The organism is Amycolatopsis dendrobii (assembly GCF_014145675.1).
Classification (GTDB): Bacteria; Actinomycetota; Actinomycetes; order Mycobacteriales; family Pseudonocardiaceae; genus Amycolatopsis; species Amycolatopsis dendrobii.
Genome location: NZ_JACGZW010000012.1, coordinates 247,644 through 265,362 on the forward strand (window position 1 = coordinate 247,644; position 17,719 = coordinate 265,362).

Here is a 17,719-nt window from a genome sequence, read left to right on the forward strand (position 1 = left end):
CGGCTCGGGTACCGGCTGTTCATCAACAACCGTCTCAAGAGGTGCGGCCGGCTGTTCGGCGGCGTGCCCCTCGGCCGGCCGTCGTCTTCGTCCCGCTCAAAGAATTCCGGCCCTGTTTGGACAGCCGACGGTAGTTATTCCTGTACGAACCTCCAATTTTGGAGCACTGTTTTGGCCATAACCAGGTCTTCCCAGGCCATGCCGCCGGACCGGAAAACGCGTCGCCGGCCCGATTGCACTGGCCTTTGCCCGGTTACGATCTCATGGAGGGGCGCGAGGTCGCTGATGTCGCTGGCACTAAAAGCATCCGAAATGTCGGCGGCTTCGCGAGTGGCGGTGCGGGCGTCTTCTACGACGTTTCGTGCGCCGTGAAGAGTACGGCCGTCGAGTTCGCGCGCGTCCGGAGTGTGCGAACCCATCGCGATCACGGTCGCAGCCTGTTCAGGTGGGCAACGCCGAGGCAGGGCAGTATCGGTGTCCATTCAGCAGTGCTTGGAGCCGAGGAACCGGGCGAGGTTCGCGCCAGCGATTCCTCGGACCTCGTTCTCGTGGTGTCCGGCGGCGAGCAACGCGTGGCTGATCAGAGGAAGCCCCGCCGGTCCTTCGAGTCCGGGAACGAGGATTTCGGTGTTGGTGCCCTCGATGATCAGCGGTCGGTAGCAGGCAGGGACCTTTTCCGCGAACAGGTCGGCGACGAAGTCGGAGCCGATTCCGGCCTTGTCGGGACCGGCCAGCTCGGCGACGCGTTCGAGGTGTGCGACGACGTGGTCGAGTGTCGGCGGCTCTGCGGTGAGGTATCCAGCGTAAAGGTTCACGCAGACGAGGCCGCCCGTGGCGGCGATGCCCCGAATGTGGTCGTCGGAAAGGTTGCGGTGGTGATGGTGAACGCTGCGGGCGCTGGAGTGGGTCGCGATGACGGGCCGAGCAGCCAGCTCGAGCACGTGGTCGATGCCGGCGGATCCGAGGTGTGAGACGTCGATCGCCGCCCCGAGGGATTCCAGCAGTGCGAGCGCCTCGACGCCGGCGCGGGTGAGGCGGCTGCCGGCACGGTCTTCTCCGGATCCGTCGGCCAGCGCCGTCCGGCCGAAGTGGGTGAAGGACACGATCCGGACGCCGAGGCGGACGAACGTCTGCAGGAGCTCGAGGTCGGTGTCGATCTGCGGGCATCCCTCCAGCGCCAGGACCAGTGCGATGCGGCCGGACTGGATGGTCGTGTCGATCTCGGCGCCGGTCCGGCACAGAGCGACCAGATCCGGATTGCCCTCGGCGATGCGGTGTGCCGCTTCGACCATTCGGAGGCTTTCGCGCAGGGCACCCTCCGGCCGGAACTCGTTGTCGACGAAGACCGGCAGGACCTGCAGATCCACTCCGCCGGCACGCAGCTGCGGATACCAGACGTCGCGGAAATACGAGGCCCAGCGCTGCGGTGGTCGACGGGCGACGAGCATCAGCAGGTCGTTGTGGGCGTCGGCGACCAGCGCGGAGGTGTGGAGCCGGTGGCCCGCTGTGGGCGACGCGGTCACCACAGGACCTCCTCGCGGCGGTCTTCGCTCCCGACGAGCCGGGCGACCGTGACCGCAGTTGCCGGGGCGAGCGTCATTCCGAGGGTGCCGTGCCCGGTGGCCACGATGAGATTGCGGCCGGTCCTGGCCACTCGCGGAAGTCCGTCGGGGGTCATCGGCCGCGCCGCGCGGACGATGCTTCCGGCGGGCAGGTCACGCAGCGCCGGGACGAGCCGTTCGGCAGCCTGCCGGATCGCGGTCGCGGCCGGGTGGTCGTCGCGGGCTGACGGAGTGCCGCCGATCCGCATGCCGCCAGTGATCCGGATCCGCCCACGCAGGGGGTTGAAGACGACATGGTCGTCGAGCCCGATCATCGGCGTGCTGATCGGATTTCGCATCGCGGGCAGGTCGACGCTCCAGCCCCAGCCCGGCTGAACCCCTCGTCCCCCCAGCCGTCCGGCACCGGTGGCGAGGACGTAGGTGGTGGCGCTGAACTCGCCGAGTCCGGTCCGGACCGCGGCGACTTCGCCGTGCCGGCGGACCAGGCCGTTGACTCGGGTGCGGCGGACGACGGCGCCGCGCTCTTCAGCGGCAGCCAGTGCCGCGCGTGTCGTCGCGGCCGGATCCAGCGAGGAGTCGCCGGGAAAGAACACCGCGCCGGCCAGCCCCGGATCGAGCTCCGGCTCCTGTGCGCGCAAGTCGTCCCGGGCCAGGACCTCGTAGTCAACGCCTTCCTTCGCCAAAGTCCGGGCCAGGACCGCCTTTCGCCGGAGGACGGCTGGACTGCGCGCTGCCTGGAGCCACCCTTCGCGGGCCAAGCCGAGGTCGATGCCGGTCTCCGCGGCTAGGCCGGCGTATGCGTCCGCGGCCGCGCGGGCCGGAGCGACCAGCCGCGCGGCGATACGACCGGCCCGGCCCGGGCGGGCCGCGACCGTGAACCGGGCCAGCCACGTCAGGACTGCTGGAGACATCGAGCCGATACTGATCAGCGGGTTCTCGCCGGTCATCCCGCGCACGCCTTCCCACCAGGTCGAGGGGGCGGCCATCGGCCTGGTGAAGCTGGGAACGAGCAGGCCGGCGTTGCCGATCGAGGCGCCGCGGCCGGGCTCGGGGTCCAGGAGCACGACCCCATGCCCTCGCCCGGCGAGCTCCCGGCCGATCAGCGCGCCGACGATGCCCGCGCCGATCACGAGGACGTCGGTGCGGGCGCGCTCAGGCGACACGGCGCAGCATCCGGAGTGCGGTGTGCAGGCGGCCGGCCCGCCCGCGGTCGAAATCCATGAAGCTCACCTCGGTCTCGAAGGCGCCGAAATCGGCCCAGAAGGAGTCGTCGTCGCGGTGGTTCAGGTCGGTTTCCGCGCCGTTGAGGGGATTGGTGATCAGGAGCCTGCCGCCCCGGGCGGCGCGCACCGTGACTCCGAACGCGGGTGAGACGTACTCGCCGGCGTATCGCTCCGGGTGGCCGGGTCCGCAGCCGGGCAGGAGCGCGGGCCGGCGGTAACCGAGGGTCTCGCGCAGGACGTTCTTCCCGAAGGCCCAGCCCTCCGGGAAGTTGGTCAGCACGGCCAGCGCGACGCCTCGGTCGGGCTCGACGTGGACGAACGCACTCGTTCCGCCGATGTGCTGAGCTGCTCGGGAGGGCCCGGTGGCGGGAAGGGCCCAGCCCAGTCCCCAGCCTCGGAAATGCAGCGGTTCGCCGGGCAACGGGGCTTGCAGGCGGAGCATCTCGTCGGCCATCCGGCTGGGCAGCAGTTCGCGTCCGTCTTGGGCGCGGCCAGTCGCGCAGGCGAGCACGAGCCGGGCCGTGTCCTCCGCAGTGGCGTGCATGGCCGCGCCTGCCGGGCCGAAGAGCGGGCTCACCGGCGGCCAGAGGTCGCCGGCCACCAGCGCGCCGTCCTCGCCGAGGACGTGTCCGGCGACCGCGTCGGCTGGTGCGGTGAAGACGGCGGAGGAGATCCCGGCCGGCTGCAGGATCGCCCGCTGCGCGGCCTCCGTCCAGCTCCGGCCAGTGAGGTTCTCGATGAGCCGGCCGAGTACCACATAGCCGGTGTTGCTGTAGGAGAAGCTCTCGCCGGGCGCGGTCGCGGCGGGCCCGGCAGAGGCGTCGAGCAGGTCGCCCAGCGAGGCTGAGCCGTCCCAGGCATCGGCGAGGCCCGAGGTGTGGGACAGCAGCATGCGCGCGGTGATCGAGGTGCCGCGGGGGCCGAGCGCGCGCAGCTCCGGCACGAGAGGGGCGACGGGAGTGTCGAGGTCGAGCTTGCCTTCGGCCGCCAGCCCGCAGACCACGGCGGCTACGACGATCTTGGTCACCGATCCGAGAGGGAACAGCGTGCGCGAGCCGACCCGAGCACCGCCTTCGGTCCGCTCCACCCCGATCGTGGCGCACCGTGTCGTTCCGTCGATCAGACACGCGGATGCTCCGGCCACGGCGTGCCCCGAGGCGGCTCGTCCCACGGCGGCGTCGAGCGCGGTGAGGCCAGGATGTGCCGTCACGCGGGTTCTCCGATCGCAGTGGCGGCGCGGGGCAGCCGGGCGGGCAGTGCGATGCTGAGCAGCACCGCGGCCAGGCTCACCCCGGCGGCGAGCAGGAACGCCGACTGAAAGCCAGCCCAAGCAGGCGTTTCCGCGGCCGGAGCGGTCGACTGTGCCAACAGGACGGCACCCAGCTGGGCACCCAGTGCCCCGCCGATGCTCTTGACCACGAAGACGAGTCCGCTGACGCTGGCCGTCCGGTCTTCGGGCACCGTCGCCACCACGATGTTCATCGCCCCGGTCAGCCCGAAGCCGACGGTCAGGCCCGCCAACGCCGTGGAGACGAGGATCAGCCACGGCCGCCCCGGCGCGGTGAGGAGCACGAGGCGGCGGCGACCATCGCCACGGTGCCGACAAACATCACGCCCCGGGTGCCGATCACTCGTTCAAACCGGCCGGCGAGCGGGGCGACGGCCGTGCCGACGACACCCAGCGGCACGAGGTAAAGCCCGGTAGACAGGGCCGAACCGCCGAGCCCGTAGCCGGTCGTCGGCGGCAACTCCACCAGCATCGGCACCAGGACGAAGACAGCGAAGGTGCCAAACCCGACCACGAACGCCACGGCGCAGGTCAACAGCACCGCGCGCATGCCCAGCAGCCGGAGGTTCACCAGGGGCTCGTCTGTTCGCAGCTCGACCGCGGCGAACACGCCGAGGACCGCCACGCCCGCCACGAGCAGGCTCAGCACGAGTGGCGAGCCCCAGCCGGCTTTGGAGGAGCGCGAGATCCCGATCAGCAGCAGCGCGAGTCCAAACGCAAGCAAAATGGCACCGGTGAAGTCGATCCGGCCGCGCCGGGCCGGCGGACACGGCGGGACGACGGCCCACGCCACCGCGAACGCCGCGACGAGCACCGCGAAGGGGATCCAGTACAACCAGGTGCAGGGCAGCACCTCGAGGATCGGACCCGCGATCACGAGCCCGACCGCGGTGCTCGACGCCGCTGTCCCCACGATCAGCCCGTTGCCTGCGGCGACGCGCCGGGCGGGCTGGGTGTCGCGGATGATGCCCACCGACAACGCGACCAGGCTCAGCCCCACGCCTTGCAGGACCTGTCCGGCAGTCAGCAGGGCGACGTTCGTGGCGATCGCGGCGAGCAGGGTGCCCAGGCCGACGACCGCGAGCACGCCCAGCAGGACGGTCCGCTTGTCACGGACATCGGCCAGACGTCCCACCAGTGGAGTGGAGACCGCACCGGCCAGCAACAAGCCGGTGAAGACCCACGCGATCTCCGGCGCCGAGGCGCCCACCGCGTGCTGGATCGCGGGCAAGGCCGGCGACAGCATCGTCTCCAGTGTCGAGTACGCGAACAACGCCGCGGTGACGACGCACAGCGTCGCCGCGACGGCCGCGCGGCCAGGGGAAGGCACAGTTGTCATCGGAAACCTCCGATTGGGGGCAAGCGGGCAGCTCTGACCACTTATATACGCACCGTATTTCCGATACGATACGTATCTGTGGTACGAAGAGTATATGAATGCGCCGAGCCGTCAAGCCCCCGAATCGAGCCGGGAGCGGAGGCGCCGCGAGACGCGGTCCGCGCTGTTGCAAGCGGCGTACGAGAAGTTCCGCGACGTGGGCTACGGCTCCGCCTCCCTGGAAGCCATCGCCGCGGAAGCCGGATTCACCAAGGGCGCGCTGTACGGCAACTTCAGCAGCAAGGAGGAGCTGTTCCTCGCATTGGCCGAGGAGCGCGCCGAGTCCCTGCCCAGCGAGTGGCGGCACATCGACCCGGAGAGCCTCGGACGAGAGGAAGTTGGCCGGGCCGTCGGCTCCTGGCTTGCCGACGCCATTCGCCGCCGACGCGGCTGGTTCCTGGCCAGCGCCGAGTTCTCCATCGTCGCGGCGCGAAACCCCGAACTGGCCGCACGGCGCCTCGCCGCCCTCCGCCGCACCCATCGCGAACTCGGCGAGGTGCTCCTTCGCTACGACCGGTCCGCGACGGCGGATCCCCTGCCGCTCGGCGTGCTCGCGATGGCACTGATCGACGGCGTCATCATCAACGCGGCACTCGATCCGGACCTGGATGTCGCCTCAGTTGTCGCAACCGGTCTGCAACGCCTGCTGCCCGACGGTCCCGGCGAATCCTGACTTCCGGCGGACCATCCCGTGCCGACCAGTTCCCGGCGTGAGGTGAACCGCCCTCATCTCTTCACGGGTCCCCGGCACGCCCGACGGTTTCCCTCTCGTGCCCACCGCTTCGCCGAGCCGGGATCGAAATCCCCATCACCGACTCATCATCACGCGCCGCCACCCCGACGACGCTCCATCCCAAACTCCACCGCACCGCAAATCCGCAGCTCAGAAGCCTCACTGATCTGTGGGGTTTTCAGGGGTGCCTCCCCCTGGATTCGAACTCGCACAACACGCTGACGCTCAGCTCGACCTCAGCCGCCTAGGCCACCGTTAACATTTGCCGACTGGGCGTCTCGACTCCCCCGTTACGGACAAGTACCTCAGGTCTCGACGGGTTCCGGGCGATCGAGCACATCGGCGAGCCCTTCGGGCGGTTTGGCGAGGTACGGATCGCGCTCGATCCACCGTTTTCCTTCCGCGGCGATGCCTTCCAGGATGTGCAGGGTGTGCGTGAAGCCGGTGACTTCGAGGTTCATTCTCGCGACCGCGTCGAGGTTCTCGTCGGGATCGACCTCGTCTCCGGTGGCATCGGTGACGTGGATTCCCCGGGGTTCGCCGTTCATGAGAGTCAGCTCGAGGTCGCAGCTGAGGGCGGTCGGTTTCGCGACGTAGACCGAGGACACCGCGTCGAAGCGGAAGTTGTTGCGCTCGATTTCGGTGTTGGTCATGTGCTCGAAGTCGATAGAAGCGCCCAGTTCGCGGACGCCGTCGAGGGTGATGAGGAAGAGCCGGATGTCGTACTTCGAGTACCGTCGCGGGCCGCCGCGGACCCGCGCGTACTTGCTGCCCTCTCCTGGCGTTTGCAGCAGTGCGTGTGTGAGCACGTCCCGCCACGCAAGGCGGTAGTGGCGTAACGCCTCCTCGACGACGATTGTCCGGTCGGCGGTCAGCCAGGTCTCCATCTGGGTCTCCGACGGACGAAGCGCGTCCAGTTTTGTGGTCCAGCGCCGGTATTCGTCCTCCCTACCCGCCAAGATCCGGTGATACTCGCGGTTGTCTTCTGCTGCGCGCAACCGTTCCCCGGTGATGTCCGACCATCCCCGGAACGCGTACAGCGAGCTGAAAACCATGACGAGAGTCGCAGCCACGATCGCCAGGATCTCGATCTCGAAAGCCGCCGACACCACACAAGCACCGAGTCCGAAAAAGACCATTGTGGACAGTACGCAGACGGACTTCGTTGCAGCAGAGACCTGATACTTCTCGCGAAAGGAGAACAGCTCGCCGCTGCTCCACTGGTCACGCGCGTCTCGCGCGAGGAAGCGGACAAGCCACTTGACCCGGCTCGGCGGGATCCGGCTTTCGCGGTACAGCTCGACGATTTCATTGCGCAGCCAGGATCGGATGCCCGCGGAGGTGCCCATCCACTCGGCGGCATCCAAGCCCGCCGGCGGATACTTGGCGAAGTAGTACTCGAATTTTCGGGTCACGCTCGCGGCGAAGCCTTCGTCGGTTGTTTCGGTCATCCCGATCCGCCCCGAGTGCCTCGTCTCGTGCTCGGCAAGGCGCCGGTTGAGGAAGCGCCACCGGGCTCCGTTTCGTATCGCGTAAACAGCCCCGACGGCAGCGATCAGATACGCCACCATCGGCAGCGGTTTCGCGGTCAGAATGACGGTCTTGGCAAGGTATCCAGCGCCGAGAGCCGCCGTGATCGTGGCGAGCCCGGCCCGTACTCGATCGCCGGTGGTCGTCGTATCGGGCAGGGGGCGACGGGCTCGAGGACCAGCCGGGGACGGTTCGAAGTAAGCCCAGACGCGGTTCTTCCGGTCGTGGCTTTCGCGGGCGTCGCGCGCCTGCTGCTCGATATCCGCCCAGAACCGGTCTTTCAGGCCGCCGGTCAGCACGAGGTCGAGGTGGTGGACGATCTGGTCGCGTTGTGCCGCAGGCAAGCTGACCAGCTGGTCAAGCGCGTGCTCGGGGTCTTTGTCGGTGCCGCTGAGATAGTCCAGCAGGTCGTGCACCACCGAGAGCGCGCGACCCCACGCGTCGGGTCGCCGGTCGCCGCACCGGTGCACTTCGTTCGCGAGGCGCTTGCGTTCGTCCGGGTTGAGATCACGGTAGGATCGCTTGCTGAGCATCGCGAGCACCCAATGGAACCTGACTTCCGCGTTGTCATGCCCGTGGGCTCTCGCGTCGTCGATGAGTTCGCGGGCGCGGGTCGGCACGCCGTCCCGCAGGTATGCGAGACCGACCTCGTACTTTTTCTCGGGCGGAGAGTCGGGCAGGACTTGATAGACCGTCGAGTTGTGGATTTCCCCGGCCTGCATGCCGACGGTCGATCCGGCTTCGGCTGTGTTCGAAGGTTTTTCCGGCGAAGTCACAGCAGCCCCTTCGCCGCCGCTACCACTGCGGTGAGCTTCGCCGCGAGACCGGCCAGGTCCGCGATCAGCCCGCCGAATCGCTTGAGCGCCAGCACGAAGGTCTTCCGTCCCTCTGGCGTATCGGAGGCGAACGCCTTGTCCGCGACGTCGAGTTCGCTGCAGGCGGCTTCGTAGGTGTCGTCGTCGATCCGTCCGAGCGAATGTTCCCGCTCCAGATCGCGACGCAGCCCCGACAGCTCGGCCGCGAAGTCCGGAGACTCCCCGGAACCAGACGAAAAGTTCTGCACAACGGTGCTGCCGGAGATCGTCCCGGCTTGCATCCCGATCGTGCCAGCGCCTCGATTGTGGACGATGTTCCCGTCCGAGCTACCCCGGTTGCGCATGACGGTTTGTCCCCCTTCTTTGAGCAGTTCGACGGCGAGGTGGGTAGCGAAGGCCGCAGCGTGCGCCGCGGCCCGCGGTTGCCAGTCCTGGTCCTCGGCGGAGTTTTTCGTACCGTCCGCCTGGTCGCTGATGCCGCGCACGATCGCGACGGGGGCACCGTTGAGATGCCCGGCCTGCGCGACGCCCGCGGCTTCCATCTCGATCGCGAGTGCGTCGTTGAAATGGTCGCGGATCCACCGCGCCTCGGCGGAGATAGTCGAGTTCTTCACGATCTCTCCCGCGGCAATCAGTCCGAAATGGACACTCGTGTCCGCGGGCATGCCCTGCTTCCATTCCCCGGCGCGTGCGACGTGCTGGGCGATCTGGCTCACCTCGTGCGCGGTCTCCCACATCCTCGGACGCGCCTTGAGGCCGTCGTCCTCGCTGGTGCCGCCTTGATAGGCGTAGACGTGCGTCGCGCAGACCACGTCGCCGAGCGGCGTGCCCCACAACGCTCCGGCGACGCCCACAAACATCAGAGCAGCAGGACAAAAGAGTGCGATGGCCCGCTCGGCCAGCACCCCGGCCGAGTGATTCCCCTTGCCGGTGAGACCAAGCGCGACCTCAAACGACGTACCGCGGACGGTACCGACCTCGAACCGAGTCCCGCGCTCGTGCTGGACCGTCCGCAGATTGTCAAGCCGGCTGCTGACCGCTTGGTATTCAGAGTTCAGCGCGGTGAGCATCACCACCGGTTGGCCTGTCATGATTTCCCCTCTCGTGCTTCCGCGGCAGGTCGTACCAGCGGAGGATTTATCGTGGTGCGGTCGCCGGCCTTGAACAGCCGAGCCGGACGGCCCCTGCCTTCGCGCCGTTCGGCACCGACGGGCACGATGAAGCCCTCGGCCGCTTGGACCTTGCGGTAGAAATTCCGCGAATCCAGCCCGAGCCCCCACACCGCCTCGTAAACCTGCTGCAGTTCGTTGATGGTGAAGGTTTCCCGGCAGAACGCCGTGGCGAGCGCGGACCGTTCGAGTTTCGACCGCGCCCACTCCAGCCCGTCGCCGAAAATCTCGTGATGATCGAACGCCAGCCTTACTCTCCCGTCCAAGATGTCCGGTACCGGCGTCCAGGTCGCATGAGCAGCATCGGTGCCCGCCCGCGGCTCCGGAAGGCCAGGAGCGATGGCCAGATACGCCACCGAGAGCACCCGCCCCCGCGGATCCCGGTCCGGTTTCCCGTAGGCGCCGAGTTGTTCCAAATGCAGGCGAGACGCATCGAGGTCCGCTTCCTCCTTCAACTCGCGATGAGCGGCCGCGAGCACGTCCTCCCGGTCGTCGGCCAGGAAACCGCCAGGCAGCGCCCATGCTCCCCGAAACGGCTCGATGCCCCGCTCGACGAGCAGCACCTGGAGCACCGAGTCGCGCAACGTGAAGATCACGAGGTCAACGGCCACCAGCACCGGAGGCGGGATCCAATCGTCGTCCGACATGCCCGCGACTCTATTTAACGTCACTTTGACAGTAAATAGAGCATTCAGGTGATCACTGCTCGCGATCCGTCGCGGCCGCCGGGCGCTGTAACGAATCCGACTGCTCAGCAGACTCCGAACGCATGCACGTCAGCACGTCAAGAGTCTGGGCCGCCCCGCTGGTCGTCGAAGGGAACACCGTCCGCCAACTGCTGGTCGAAGCAGGCGAACTCGAGGTGACCGACCAGGACGGTCCGCACGTTCGCAGCAGGTTCGGCGTGTGGCCAGCGACCCGCGATGGCGAAGGTCCGGCGGACGGACCGCTGACCGCGATACTCCCGACAGTGCGCGGGACTGGGGGCAGGGTCTCTTGGACCGGAACGCGCGAACTGTCAGATCCCTCCGCGGTGCGGTCGTCCCACACCGGAGCGATCGGGTTCCGCGCTCCAGATGAGCCGCACAGCTTGCGCAGACCGCAAATCGGCGCGCTGCACTCGGTCATCGGGCACTGGTCCTCCGGCGTCACCGACCCCGGGATCGTCGTCATGCCGACGGGAACCGGGAAAACCGAGACGATGCTGGCTTTGTTCGTCACGGTGCGACCGCACCGGCTCCTGGTCGTCGTGCCGACCAGCGCGTTGCGAGACCAGGTCGCGGCCAAATTCGAGACGCTCGGCATCCTCCAACGGGAGCAGATCGTCTCCGCCGACGCCGTTCGGCCGTGCGTGGCGAAGCTCGAGCACGGGCTCACGGATCCGGGCAACGCGGCACAGTTGCTCAACGCAATCAACGTCGTCGTCGCAACCCCGCAGTCTGTCGGAGCGTGCTCCGAGGAAGCTCGAGGCGTCTTCCTCGGCGGCTTCTCGCACCTCATGGTGGACGAAGCGCACCACGCCCCGGCACCGAGCTGGACCACGATCATCGACTCGTTCTCCGACCGCCGCGTCCTGCTGTTCACCGCGACACCCTTTCGCGAGGACCGCAAGTCCCTCCCCGGCAGGGTGATCTTCCGGTTCCCGCTCAGGGAAGCGCAGAGGGACGGCTACTTCACCACCATCGACTACCAGACCGTCGCCAGCCTCGACGACACCGACGAAGCCCTCGCCGATCTCGCTCTCGCCCGGCTGCGAAGCGATCTCGCGGCCGATTACGACCACGTTCTCATGGCGCGAGCCAGAAGCGTCACTCGAGCCAAAGCGATCCAGAGCCTCTACGCCAGCAAAGCACCTGAGCTGAGTCCCGTGCTGCTGTACGACAACCTGCCCGCCCCGAAACGCAAAGCGGTCCTCCAGGCAATCCACAGCCGGGAGAGCCGGGTGATCGTCTGCGTCGACATGCTCGGCGAGGGATTCGACCTCCCCGCGCTCAAAGTCGCGGCACTGCACGACGCCAAGAAAAGCCTGAGCCCGATGATCCAGTTCATCGGCCGGTTCACACGCTCGACCTCGACGAGCCGGATCGGCACAGCATCGGCCTTCGTCGCCAAGGACCACAGCACCGCACTGTCCCCGCTGCGCGACCTGCTCAGGGAGGACGCCGACTGGAACCTGCTGCTCCACGACATCACCGAACGCGTGACCCGCGCAGCCGAGGAAACGTCGACGTTCGACGCTTCGTTCTCCGGCGGACCCGACGAAGTCACCACCCCGTCGCTTGAACCGAAGATGAGTGCGATCGCCCACCGCGCACCGATCCCCGCCTGGGACCCGGCCGCCGCGGTCGACTACTACGGCTCTCACACGGTTCTCGACGCCAACGTCGCCATCGGCGCGGACGAGACGGTCGCATGGCTTGTGCTGGAACACCGAAGCGAAGTCTCCTGGGGCGAGGTCCAGAACCTCGAGGAGCGCAGCTACGAACTCATCCTCATGTATTTCGACCAGAGCAAACGCATCCTGTACATCCACAGCTCCGAGAACAACGGCGACTACGTCGAACTGGCCGAGGCCGTCCTCGGACAGGGCACCACGCTGATCAATGGCCCCTCGACCTTCCGCGTCCTGGCCCGGCTCAACCGCCTGATCCCGACCAACATCGGCCTCCTCGACAGCCGCGACCACTTCACCCGGTTCTCCATGTTCGTCGGCAGCGACGTGCTCGAGGCCCTCGACCAGCGCCACAAGCAGGGCAAAAGCCAGACGCACATCGCCACCTCCGGCTTCGACCAGGGCGAGAAGGTCACTATCAGCGCCGCTCTGTCCGGACGCTTCTGGTCCGTCACCACCGCTCCCGACCTGCGGGCGTGGAAGCAGTGGTGCGATGTGCAGGGCGAGAAACTGACCGATGACAGCATTGATCTCGAGGCGATCTTCGACGGGTTCGTCATCCCCGAAGACGTCCGCGAACGTCCGGCACACCCGCTGCTGGCCGCCGAATGGCAATGGCAGTTCTACGCCGGTGCCAGATCAACCCTCACCATCGATTTCGACGACAAGTCCTATCAGGTCGTCGACGTCGAATTCGCCGTCGACGACCACAGTTCGACCGGACCATTGCGCCTTTCACTCGTCACTCCGGCCTGGCGGATCCCGTACGAAGCCGACTTCGACGAGCACGGCCTGGTCTACTCGCCAGTCGGCGCGGACGGGCTCGTGTCGAACCGGCGCACCACCGTGCCGCTGAGGCTGTGGCTCAACAAGAACAAGCCCAATCTCCTGTTCGCCGGCGACCGGATGCTGACCCACGACGACCGACTGCACGCACCCTGGCACGACCTGTCGCCCTACCCCAAAGACCAACTCGTCACCCTCGGCTGGGAAAACGTCGACGTCAAAGTCGAGTCGCAGGGAATTGGTCGCAATCCGCGGTCCATCCAGGCGTACATGTCTGCGCTTCTGAGAGCTTCCGACGCTTTCGACTTCCTGCTCGACGACGACCGGGCTTACGAAGCCGCCGACCTGGTGGGCCTGCGAGCCGACGACACCGACCTGCACATCACTCTCGTGCACTGCAAGTTCTCGAAAGAGAAAACTGCGGGAGCGCGCCTCGATGACCTCTACGAGGTCTGCGGACAAGCAGTCCGCAGCGCCAAATGGCGCCAGCACGGTGCCCTGCCGCTGCTGCGACATCTGGAACGACGGGCGAAGAACTACCACGCCCGCACCGGTTCCTCTCCCTTCGAAATCGGCGACATCGCGGCATTGCACCGGATCACGGACATCGCGGAACAGTTGCGTCCACGCTTCCGGATTCTCATCGCCCAGCCCGGCTTTTCGAAGGCGGACGCCGACGTCGACCACCTCAGCCTGATCGCCGGAGCCGACCACTACATCCGGACGATGACCGCGGGCACGTTCGAGTTCTGCTGCCACGAATGACGTGCCGAACAGGCACCTGACGACAGTCCAGCCGCCAAATCCCACGCCTGTCACGCAAAGGCGGTAAGCTGCGGGAACGCACGAGGCCTGGGGAGGCGCTTCTGCCGTGGCAACCACCGACGAGCCGATTCCCTCGGCCCCGACAAGCAGTACCTGGTGGGAACGATTCGGCTCAGACGACCATTACGGCCGGGAACTCGCCGACGACGTCATCGCGCGGCACCTTAGCATCTCGATCAGCCAAGCGCGGCAAGTCCGGCAGCTCTTCCCGCGCCCCATCACCATCCAAGCGCTCGACAACTGGGCAGCTGACTGTGACATCCTGAAAAGCGAGGACTGCGAGTCCTGGACCGCACAGGACGACACGCCGTTCCTCGGAGCGCATCGCGTCGAAATCGGACGCGAACGGCAATCCAGCGTTCGAGAGTTCGCAGTCATCGTCTGGGACCACTCACCGGGCCACATCGCGCTCGTGTTCGAGCTGGGAGAGGAGGGCGAGTTCGACAGCAGGCACCCCTTTCCGCTTGAGGCCGCTGGCGCTGTGTCGCGGGTGCTCGCTCCGGTGTGGTGGCGGCACGCGAGGGTGTTCGTGCCGATTAGCGGCCCTGACCGCGAGGAACCCAGATACGCCCAGGTCGCACTCTCCGGCAAGTCCCTGCGCTCGGGAAGCCTTCTCCCCTGGAGGCCCCGTAGGCGGCTCCAGTGGGAGGTCAGCACTCGCCCCGCAGGAGACCACGAAGCGCGCACGGTGGCCAAGTTGCTCGGCGCGCCGGTCCCGGCCTGGCCCGCTGCAGCACGCACCTGGCGATTCGTTGAGGGTTGGGCCGCCACCACGCAGACCGTGGAGACCACCGCGTCGTCCCGCGGCTTCCGGGACCTGTTCTCCGGACTCCGGCACCTCTCCGATCTGGAGGTGCCGGAGATGTACCCCGTGCTGTTCGGCCAGATCTCGCGCCAGATCCGGGACGAGCTGGAATTCGCTGTCCCCAGCTCGCCTCGTGTTCCGGAGGATCACTGGCAGTGGGCAGTCCGGATGACCGGTGCCGTACCGCGCGACATTCTCGAACTGCTGGACCGGACCACGGCAAGCCATCCCGGAAAAGTTCCGCAGGAGGAATACCTGCCGCTCCTCGAAGCTGCCGACCGATGTGCTCTCGACGACATCGACGTCTGGGCACACGCGCTGAACGCGATCTCGCGCGCGGTGGAAAACCTGCCTTGGCCCGGACACGGAGTTCACGTACGCGCTCTCCGCGGAGACGGTCCGCTTATGCGGCGCTGGCTTAGTTCCTTGATCCCGATCAGCACCGAAGACCCGCCGTCGCATCGGCTCAACGCGCTGAAACAGAGACTCTGGCGCACCGAACGCTGCTATCGCGATGTGCACGGACGCTATGTCGCAACCGGTTGGGACGCGCCAAACCGGGAGTTCTGCGTCGCCGCCGAATGGCCGGGGATCGGGCTCGAGCACCCGAAGACCGACTTCTCGGCGATAGCTGCGGATCAGCCCGGCGAAAATGTTCCGGTCTTCATCGTGCGTAATTCCGGAGGGGAAACGACCGTCGAGCCGTTGCCTGCCGACGCGTACGCTCAGCTGAGTTACGGGTCCGGGGTCGAAATGCCAGGGTACTTGTACCGATCGCTGGTCTCGGCGTCCGGACTGGATCCCGTGTCGCTCTTCGGCACCCCGGATGGCAGCGAACTCGTGCGTCGGCTGCGAACGGCGACTGGTGCTTTGCGCCTGGACGGAGCGTGGGTGCGCAGCTGTGTCGAGGCAGACGTCCGGAGTGCCGAAGCAGCTCACGCTAAATACCTCGCCGAGATGCAGGCGAAGCACGGACAGGGGACGCGTTGATCGACGCGATCCGAGGGTTCTACTCCGTCATCGAACGGTTTCTCACCATAAGTGGGCTCCCCGGCGGATTGTGGACGGTGTTGGTCGCCCAGCTCGTCGTCACCCGGCTCGCGATCACCGTCGTGCACGGGATATTCCTCGCGCTGAAATTCACCGGCGACACCGTGGTCCAGAAACTGTCCCTGATCCGCACCGCACCCGACGATCTCATTCTCAAACGGCTGAGCGTCCTGGCCAGACTGCATTACGAGGCATCGACGAGGCGCTGGAGATGGCCGACCGTCGATTACGGCCCGGAGCATCTCGCACAGCGGCGCCAGCAACTGTTCGGCCCTCGCCGACGGCACTCTCGGCGCTCGATCACCGGATGGCTCGTGACTGCGGTGTACACGTTGGCTTGGTCCGTGGCGAACGCCGTCACTGACCTCATCCGCGGTCTCGTCGGCGCCAATGTCCCCAACATGGTGGCCCTCGTGCTCGTCATGCTGTTCGGCCGGGCGGGAGAGCTGCTCCAAGCGAGCACGCAATGGCTGGTCCGGGCGTCAGGTCCCACCCCGCAGGCATGGATCGGTTTCGTGCTCGCTCTCCTCGGGGTGGTCAGCGTTGTCCTGTCGGTGAGCAGAGCGATCGACATTCGCGGGGTCGGAGAATATGGGAAGCAAGCGACTGCACAGGCCTACAGCCTGTTGTCCCAGCTGCTGCCCATCGCCGACGATCTCGCACATCATGCGCGGGAACTCTCCGAAGACCTGCTCGACCCCGAAATCGAGCCCGAGACCGTCGAACTGCGCCGGAAGGCCCTCGCTGAAGCTTGGCAACGAGCGAAGGAAACAGTCTCCGATGCTTCCTCCGCCTACGATCAGCGCCTTCAGCTGGTGCGCACCGCCCCGCTGCGGGCACGAGCCCTCCTGGAACACCTGCTCGAACAGAACAATTCGGTAGCCGAGGATCTCGAGATCATGCGCCGCCCCGAGGCACCCGAGCGCACGTTCGCCCGTTTCGACGGCACCGGCCGCATTCTGCTCGTGCACTCCGCACACGAACCTGTCCGGGCCCCTGCCCGGAACCACCATCGGCGCTGGATCGAGTCGCTGGTGCGCATCGACGTCGAAGCCGCCGAGTACGTAATAGCCGTCGAACGCCGGCTGAACCCCGGACCGATGCGGCGACTGCTCCAGCTCACTGGCAAATGAGCCGATCATGTTCCCGACGAGGGCGGGAGGACCCCGGTGGCAGTTGAATCCGAATTCGCGATCGCCGAGCTGCACGATATAGCCAGCAACACGCGTCCGCAGTACCGAAATACGGGGCGATTGCGGTTGAGGAAGCCGAGCCTGGGAGACCGGAACCTGCAACGCTTCCGGTGCCACGACCAATTGCTGACCGCGCTGATGGTCTGCGGCGTGCTCGCGACCTGCGTTGTCGGCGGAATCAGTCGCAGGGACCCGTTGTTCGCTCTTGCCTTGGCGATCGTCTGCCTTCCGCTGGCGGTCATCGTCATCGCGAGACTGCTCGCGGACCTGGGAAATCTTCCGGAGAACATCCGCAGCCAGGTCAGCCTCTTGCTCGGGAAGACCGCGACGATCGCGGCTTTAGGGCTGCTGATGACCTTCACGCAGGCATTCGCCGGAACCACCGTCTCCGCCTCGACCGCCGCGCTCGACCTGGCGATCGCGACCGTCGCCGGAGTCAGCACCTGGCCGAACGCGGTCGAGGCGCACTTCCTGGTCCACCGTCACCTCCGGAGACACCGCCGCAAGGGAACTCGCTCCCGCGGCATCCGCACTGCGAAGCAGCTGACAGTCGCGGGCGTTGCGTTCAGCCGACGCCCGCTCATTTCGGCTGGTCCTGGCAGACGGCCGTGACAAACGCGTCCACAAGGCGCTGCTGCTGGTCCGGCTCGACGTCCGAGATTTCAAGAACCCGATCGCCGATGGTCACGCTGATCCGCCGTCCGCGTCCGCGCGCGATCCACGCCTTCGCGACCTGCATGACCTCCTTCAGCGCAGTGCTCAGGACCGCCGAGCCGGCGAGGGAGACGACAATGCTCCCGACGGTCATCGCTCCGCCTTTCGCACCGGCCCGAACGTGGCCGTCGCGCGGCAGCTGCGCATCGATTTCGGCGGCCAGGAGTTCGCGCCGGAGCGTTCGAGTCGAACGATCGAGCTCCTCGACGTCGCCGCCGTCGACGCCCACCAGCACCGTTGCCCGCATTTGCACACC

The 17,719-nt window shown here is 67.1% G+C and carries 15 protein-coding genes; 5 read left to right on the forward strand and 10 right to left on the reverse strand.

Features of this window, described 5'->3' with window-relative positions; all coding sequences use genetic code 11:
• Positions 1-134: 134 nt before the first annotated feature.
• Genes H4281_RS46845 through H4281_RS33705 form a run of 6 tightly spaced genes read right to left on the reverse strand, consistent with a single transcriptional unit; the run spans position 135 to position 5,412 of the window.
• Positions 135-482 (reverse strand): hypothetical protein, encoded by a 348-nt coding sequence (locus H4281_RS46845; RefSeq protein ID WP_376771986.1) that lies wholly within the window; start codon positions 480-482, stop codon positions 135-137.
• Positions 483-1,523 carry a dipeptidase gene (locus H4281_RS33690; RefSeq protein WP_182894884.1) on the reverse strand — a complete coding sequence of 347 codons (1,041 nt, stop codon included), beginning with the start codon at positions 1,521-1,523 and terminating at the stop codon, positions 483-485.
• A complete protein-coding gene (locus H4281_RS33695) occupies positions 1,520-2,725 on the reverse strand; it encodes an NAD(P)/FAD-dependent oxidoreductase (RefSeq protein WP_182894885.1) in 1,206 nt (401 codons plus the stop codon). Before H4281_RS33695 ends, H4281_RS33690 begins: the two co-directional genes overlap by 4 nt.
• Complete coding sequence (locus H4281_RS33700) at positions 2,715-3,995, reverse strand: serine hydrolase (RefSeq protein WP_182894886.1); 1,281 nt, start codon at positions 3,993-3,995, stop codon at positions 2,715-2,717. Before H4281_RS33700 ends, H4281_RS33695 begins: the two co-directional genes overlap by 11 nt.
• Positions 3,992-4,357 carry an MFS transporter gene (locus tag H4281_RS46645; protein WP_220508209.1) on the reverse strand — a complete coding sequence of 122 codons (366 nt, stop codon included), beginning with the start codon at positions 4,355-4,357 and terminating at the stop codon, positions 3,992-3,994. The genes H4281_RS33700 and H4281_RS46645 overlap by 4 nt, the downstream gene beginning before the upstream one ends.
• Positions 4,324-5,412: an MFS transporter gene (locus H4281_RS33705; RefSeq protein ID WP_220508210.1), complete on the reverse strand. Its 1,089-nt coding sequence runs from the start codon at positions 5,410-5,412 to the stop codon at positions 4,324-4,326. Before H4281_RS33705 ends, H4281_RS46645 begins: the two co-directional genes overlap by 34 nt.
• Positions 5,413-5,506: 94 nt before the next feature.
• Here H4281_RS33705 and H4281_RS33710 point away from each other — a divergent pair, with 94 nt between their 5' ends.
• Positions 5,507-6,124, forward strand: a complete 618-nt coding sequence (locus H4281_RS33710) for a TetR/AcrR family transcriptional regulator (protein ID WP_182894887.1) — start codon at positions 5,507-5,509, stop codon at positions 6,122-6,124.
• Between the two features lie 365 nt (positions 6,125-6,489).
• Here the strand turns inward: H4281_RS33710 and H4281_RS33715 are convergent, their stop codons facing one another.
• The 3 genes from H4281_RS33715 to H4281_RS33725 are packed head-to-tail and all read right to left on the reverse strand — an operon-like array spanning position 6,490 to position 10,345.
• Positions 6,490-8,490: a hypothetical protein gene (locus H4281_RS33715; RefSeq protein WP_182894888.1), complete on the reverse strand. Its 2,001-nt coding sequence runs from the start codon at positions 8,488-8,490 to the stop codon at positions 6,490-6,492.
• Positions 8,487-9,620 (reverse strand): 5'-methylthioadenosine/S-adenosylhomocysteine nucleosidase family protein, encoded by a 1,134-nt coding sequence (locus H4281_RS33720; RefSeq protein WP_182894889.1) that lies wholly within the window; start codon positions 9,618-9,620, stop codon positions 8,487-8,489. Before H4281_RS33720 ends, H4281_RS33715 begins: the two co-directional genes overlap by 4 nt.
• On the reverse strand, positions 9,617-10,345 hold the full coding sequence (locus H4281_RS33725) for an NUDIX hydrolase (RefSeq protein WP_182894890.1): 729 nt from the start codon (positions 10,343-10,345) through the stop codon (positions 9,617-9,619). The genes H4281_RS33720 and H4281_RS33725 overlap by 4 nt, the downstream gene beginning before the upstream one ends.
• Positions 10,346-10,467: 122 nt before the next feature.
• Between H4281_RS33725 and H4281_RS33730 the strand changes: the two genes are divergently transcribed.
• The 4 genes from H4281_RS33730 to H4281_RS33745 all read left to right on the forward strand — a co-directional run bounded on the left by H4281_RS33730 (position 10,468) and on the right by H4281_RS33745 (position 17,361).
• The gene (locus H4281_RS33730) at positions 10,468-13,641 is read left to right on the forward strand and encodes a DEAD/DEAH box helicase (protein WP_182894891.1); all 3,174 of its coding nucleotides are present in this window, start codon (positions 10,468-10,470) and stop codon (positions 13,639-13,641) included.
• A gap of 106 nt (positions 13,642-13,747) precedes the next feature.
• Complete coding sequence (locus H4281_RS33735; protein ID WP_182894892.1) at positions 13,748-15,496, forward strand: hypothetical protein; 1,749 nt, start codon at positions 13,748-13,750, stop codon at positions 15,494-15,496.
• Positions 15,493-16,689 (forward strand): hypothetical protein, encoded by a 1,197-nt coding sequence (locus H4281_RS33740; RefSeq protein ID WP_182894893.1) that lies wholly within the window; start codon positions 15,493-15,495, stop codon positions 16,687-16,689. The genes H4281_RS33735 and H4281_RS33740 overlap by 4 nt, the downstream gene beginning before the upstream one ends.
• Before the next feature lie 36 nt (positions 16,690-16,725).
• The gene (locus H4281_RS33745) at positions 16,726-17,361 is read left to right on the forward strand and encodes a hypothetical protein (protein WP_182894894.1); all 636 of its coding nucleotides are present in this window, start codon (positions 16,726-16,728) and stop codon (positions 17,359-17,361) included.
• On the opposite strand, the gene H4281_RS33750 is transcribed toward H4281_RS33745, so the two are convergent.
• Positions 17,330-17,698, reverse strand: coding sequence for a hypothetical protein (locus tag H4281_RS33750; RefSeq protein ID WP_182894895.1), 369 nt, complete (start codon positions 17,696-17,698; stop codon positions 17,330-17,332). The two genes, H4281_RS33745 and H4281_RS33750, sit on opposite strands and share 32 nt — an antisense overlap.
• Between the last annotated feature and the right edge of the window lie 21 nt (positions 17,699-17,719).

Excerpts from the sequence above, each read along its gene's own strand:
- H4281_RS46845 (WP_376771986.1), bottom strand. The coding sequence starts at position 482 with ATGGACACCGATACTGCCCTGCCTCGGCGTTGCCCACCTGAACAGGCT.
- H4281_RS33705 (WP_220508210.1), bottom strand. The coding sequence starts at position 5,412 with ATGACAACTGTGCCTTCCCCTGGCCGCGCGGCCGTCGCGGCGACGCTG.
- H4281_RS33710 (WP_182894887.1), top strand. The coding sequence starts at position 5,507 with ATGAATGCGCCGAGCCGTCAAGCCCCCGAATCGAGCCGGGAGCGGAGG.
- H4281_RS33720 (WP_182894889.1), bottom strand. The coding sequence starts at position 9,620 with ATGACAGGCCAACCGGTGGTGATGCTCACCGCGCTGAACTCTGAATAC.
- H4281_RS33725 (WP_182894890.1), bottom strand. The coding sequence starts at position 10,345 with ATGTCGGACGACGATTGGATCCCGCCTCCGGTGCTGGTGGCCGTTGAC.
- H4281_RS33730 (WP_182894891.1), top strand. The coding sequence starts at position 10,468 with ATGCACGTCAGCACGTCAAGAGTCTGGGCCGCCCCGCTGGTCGTCGAA.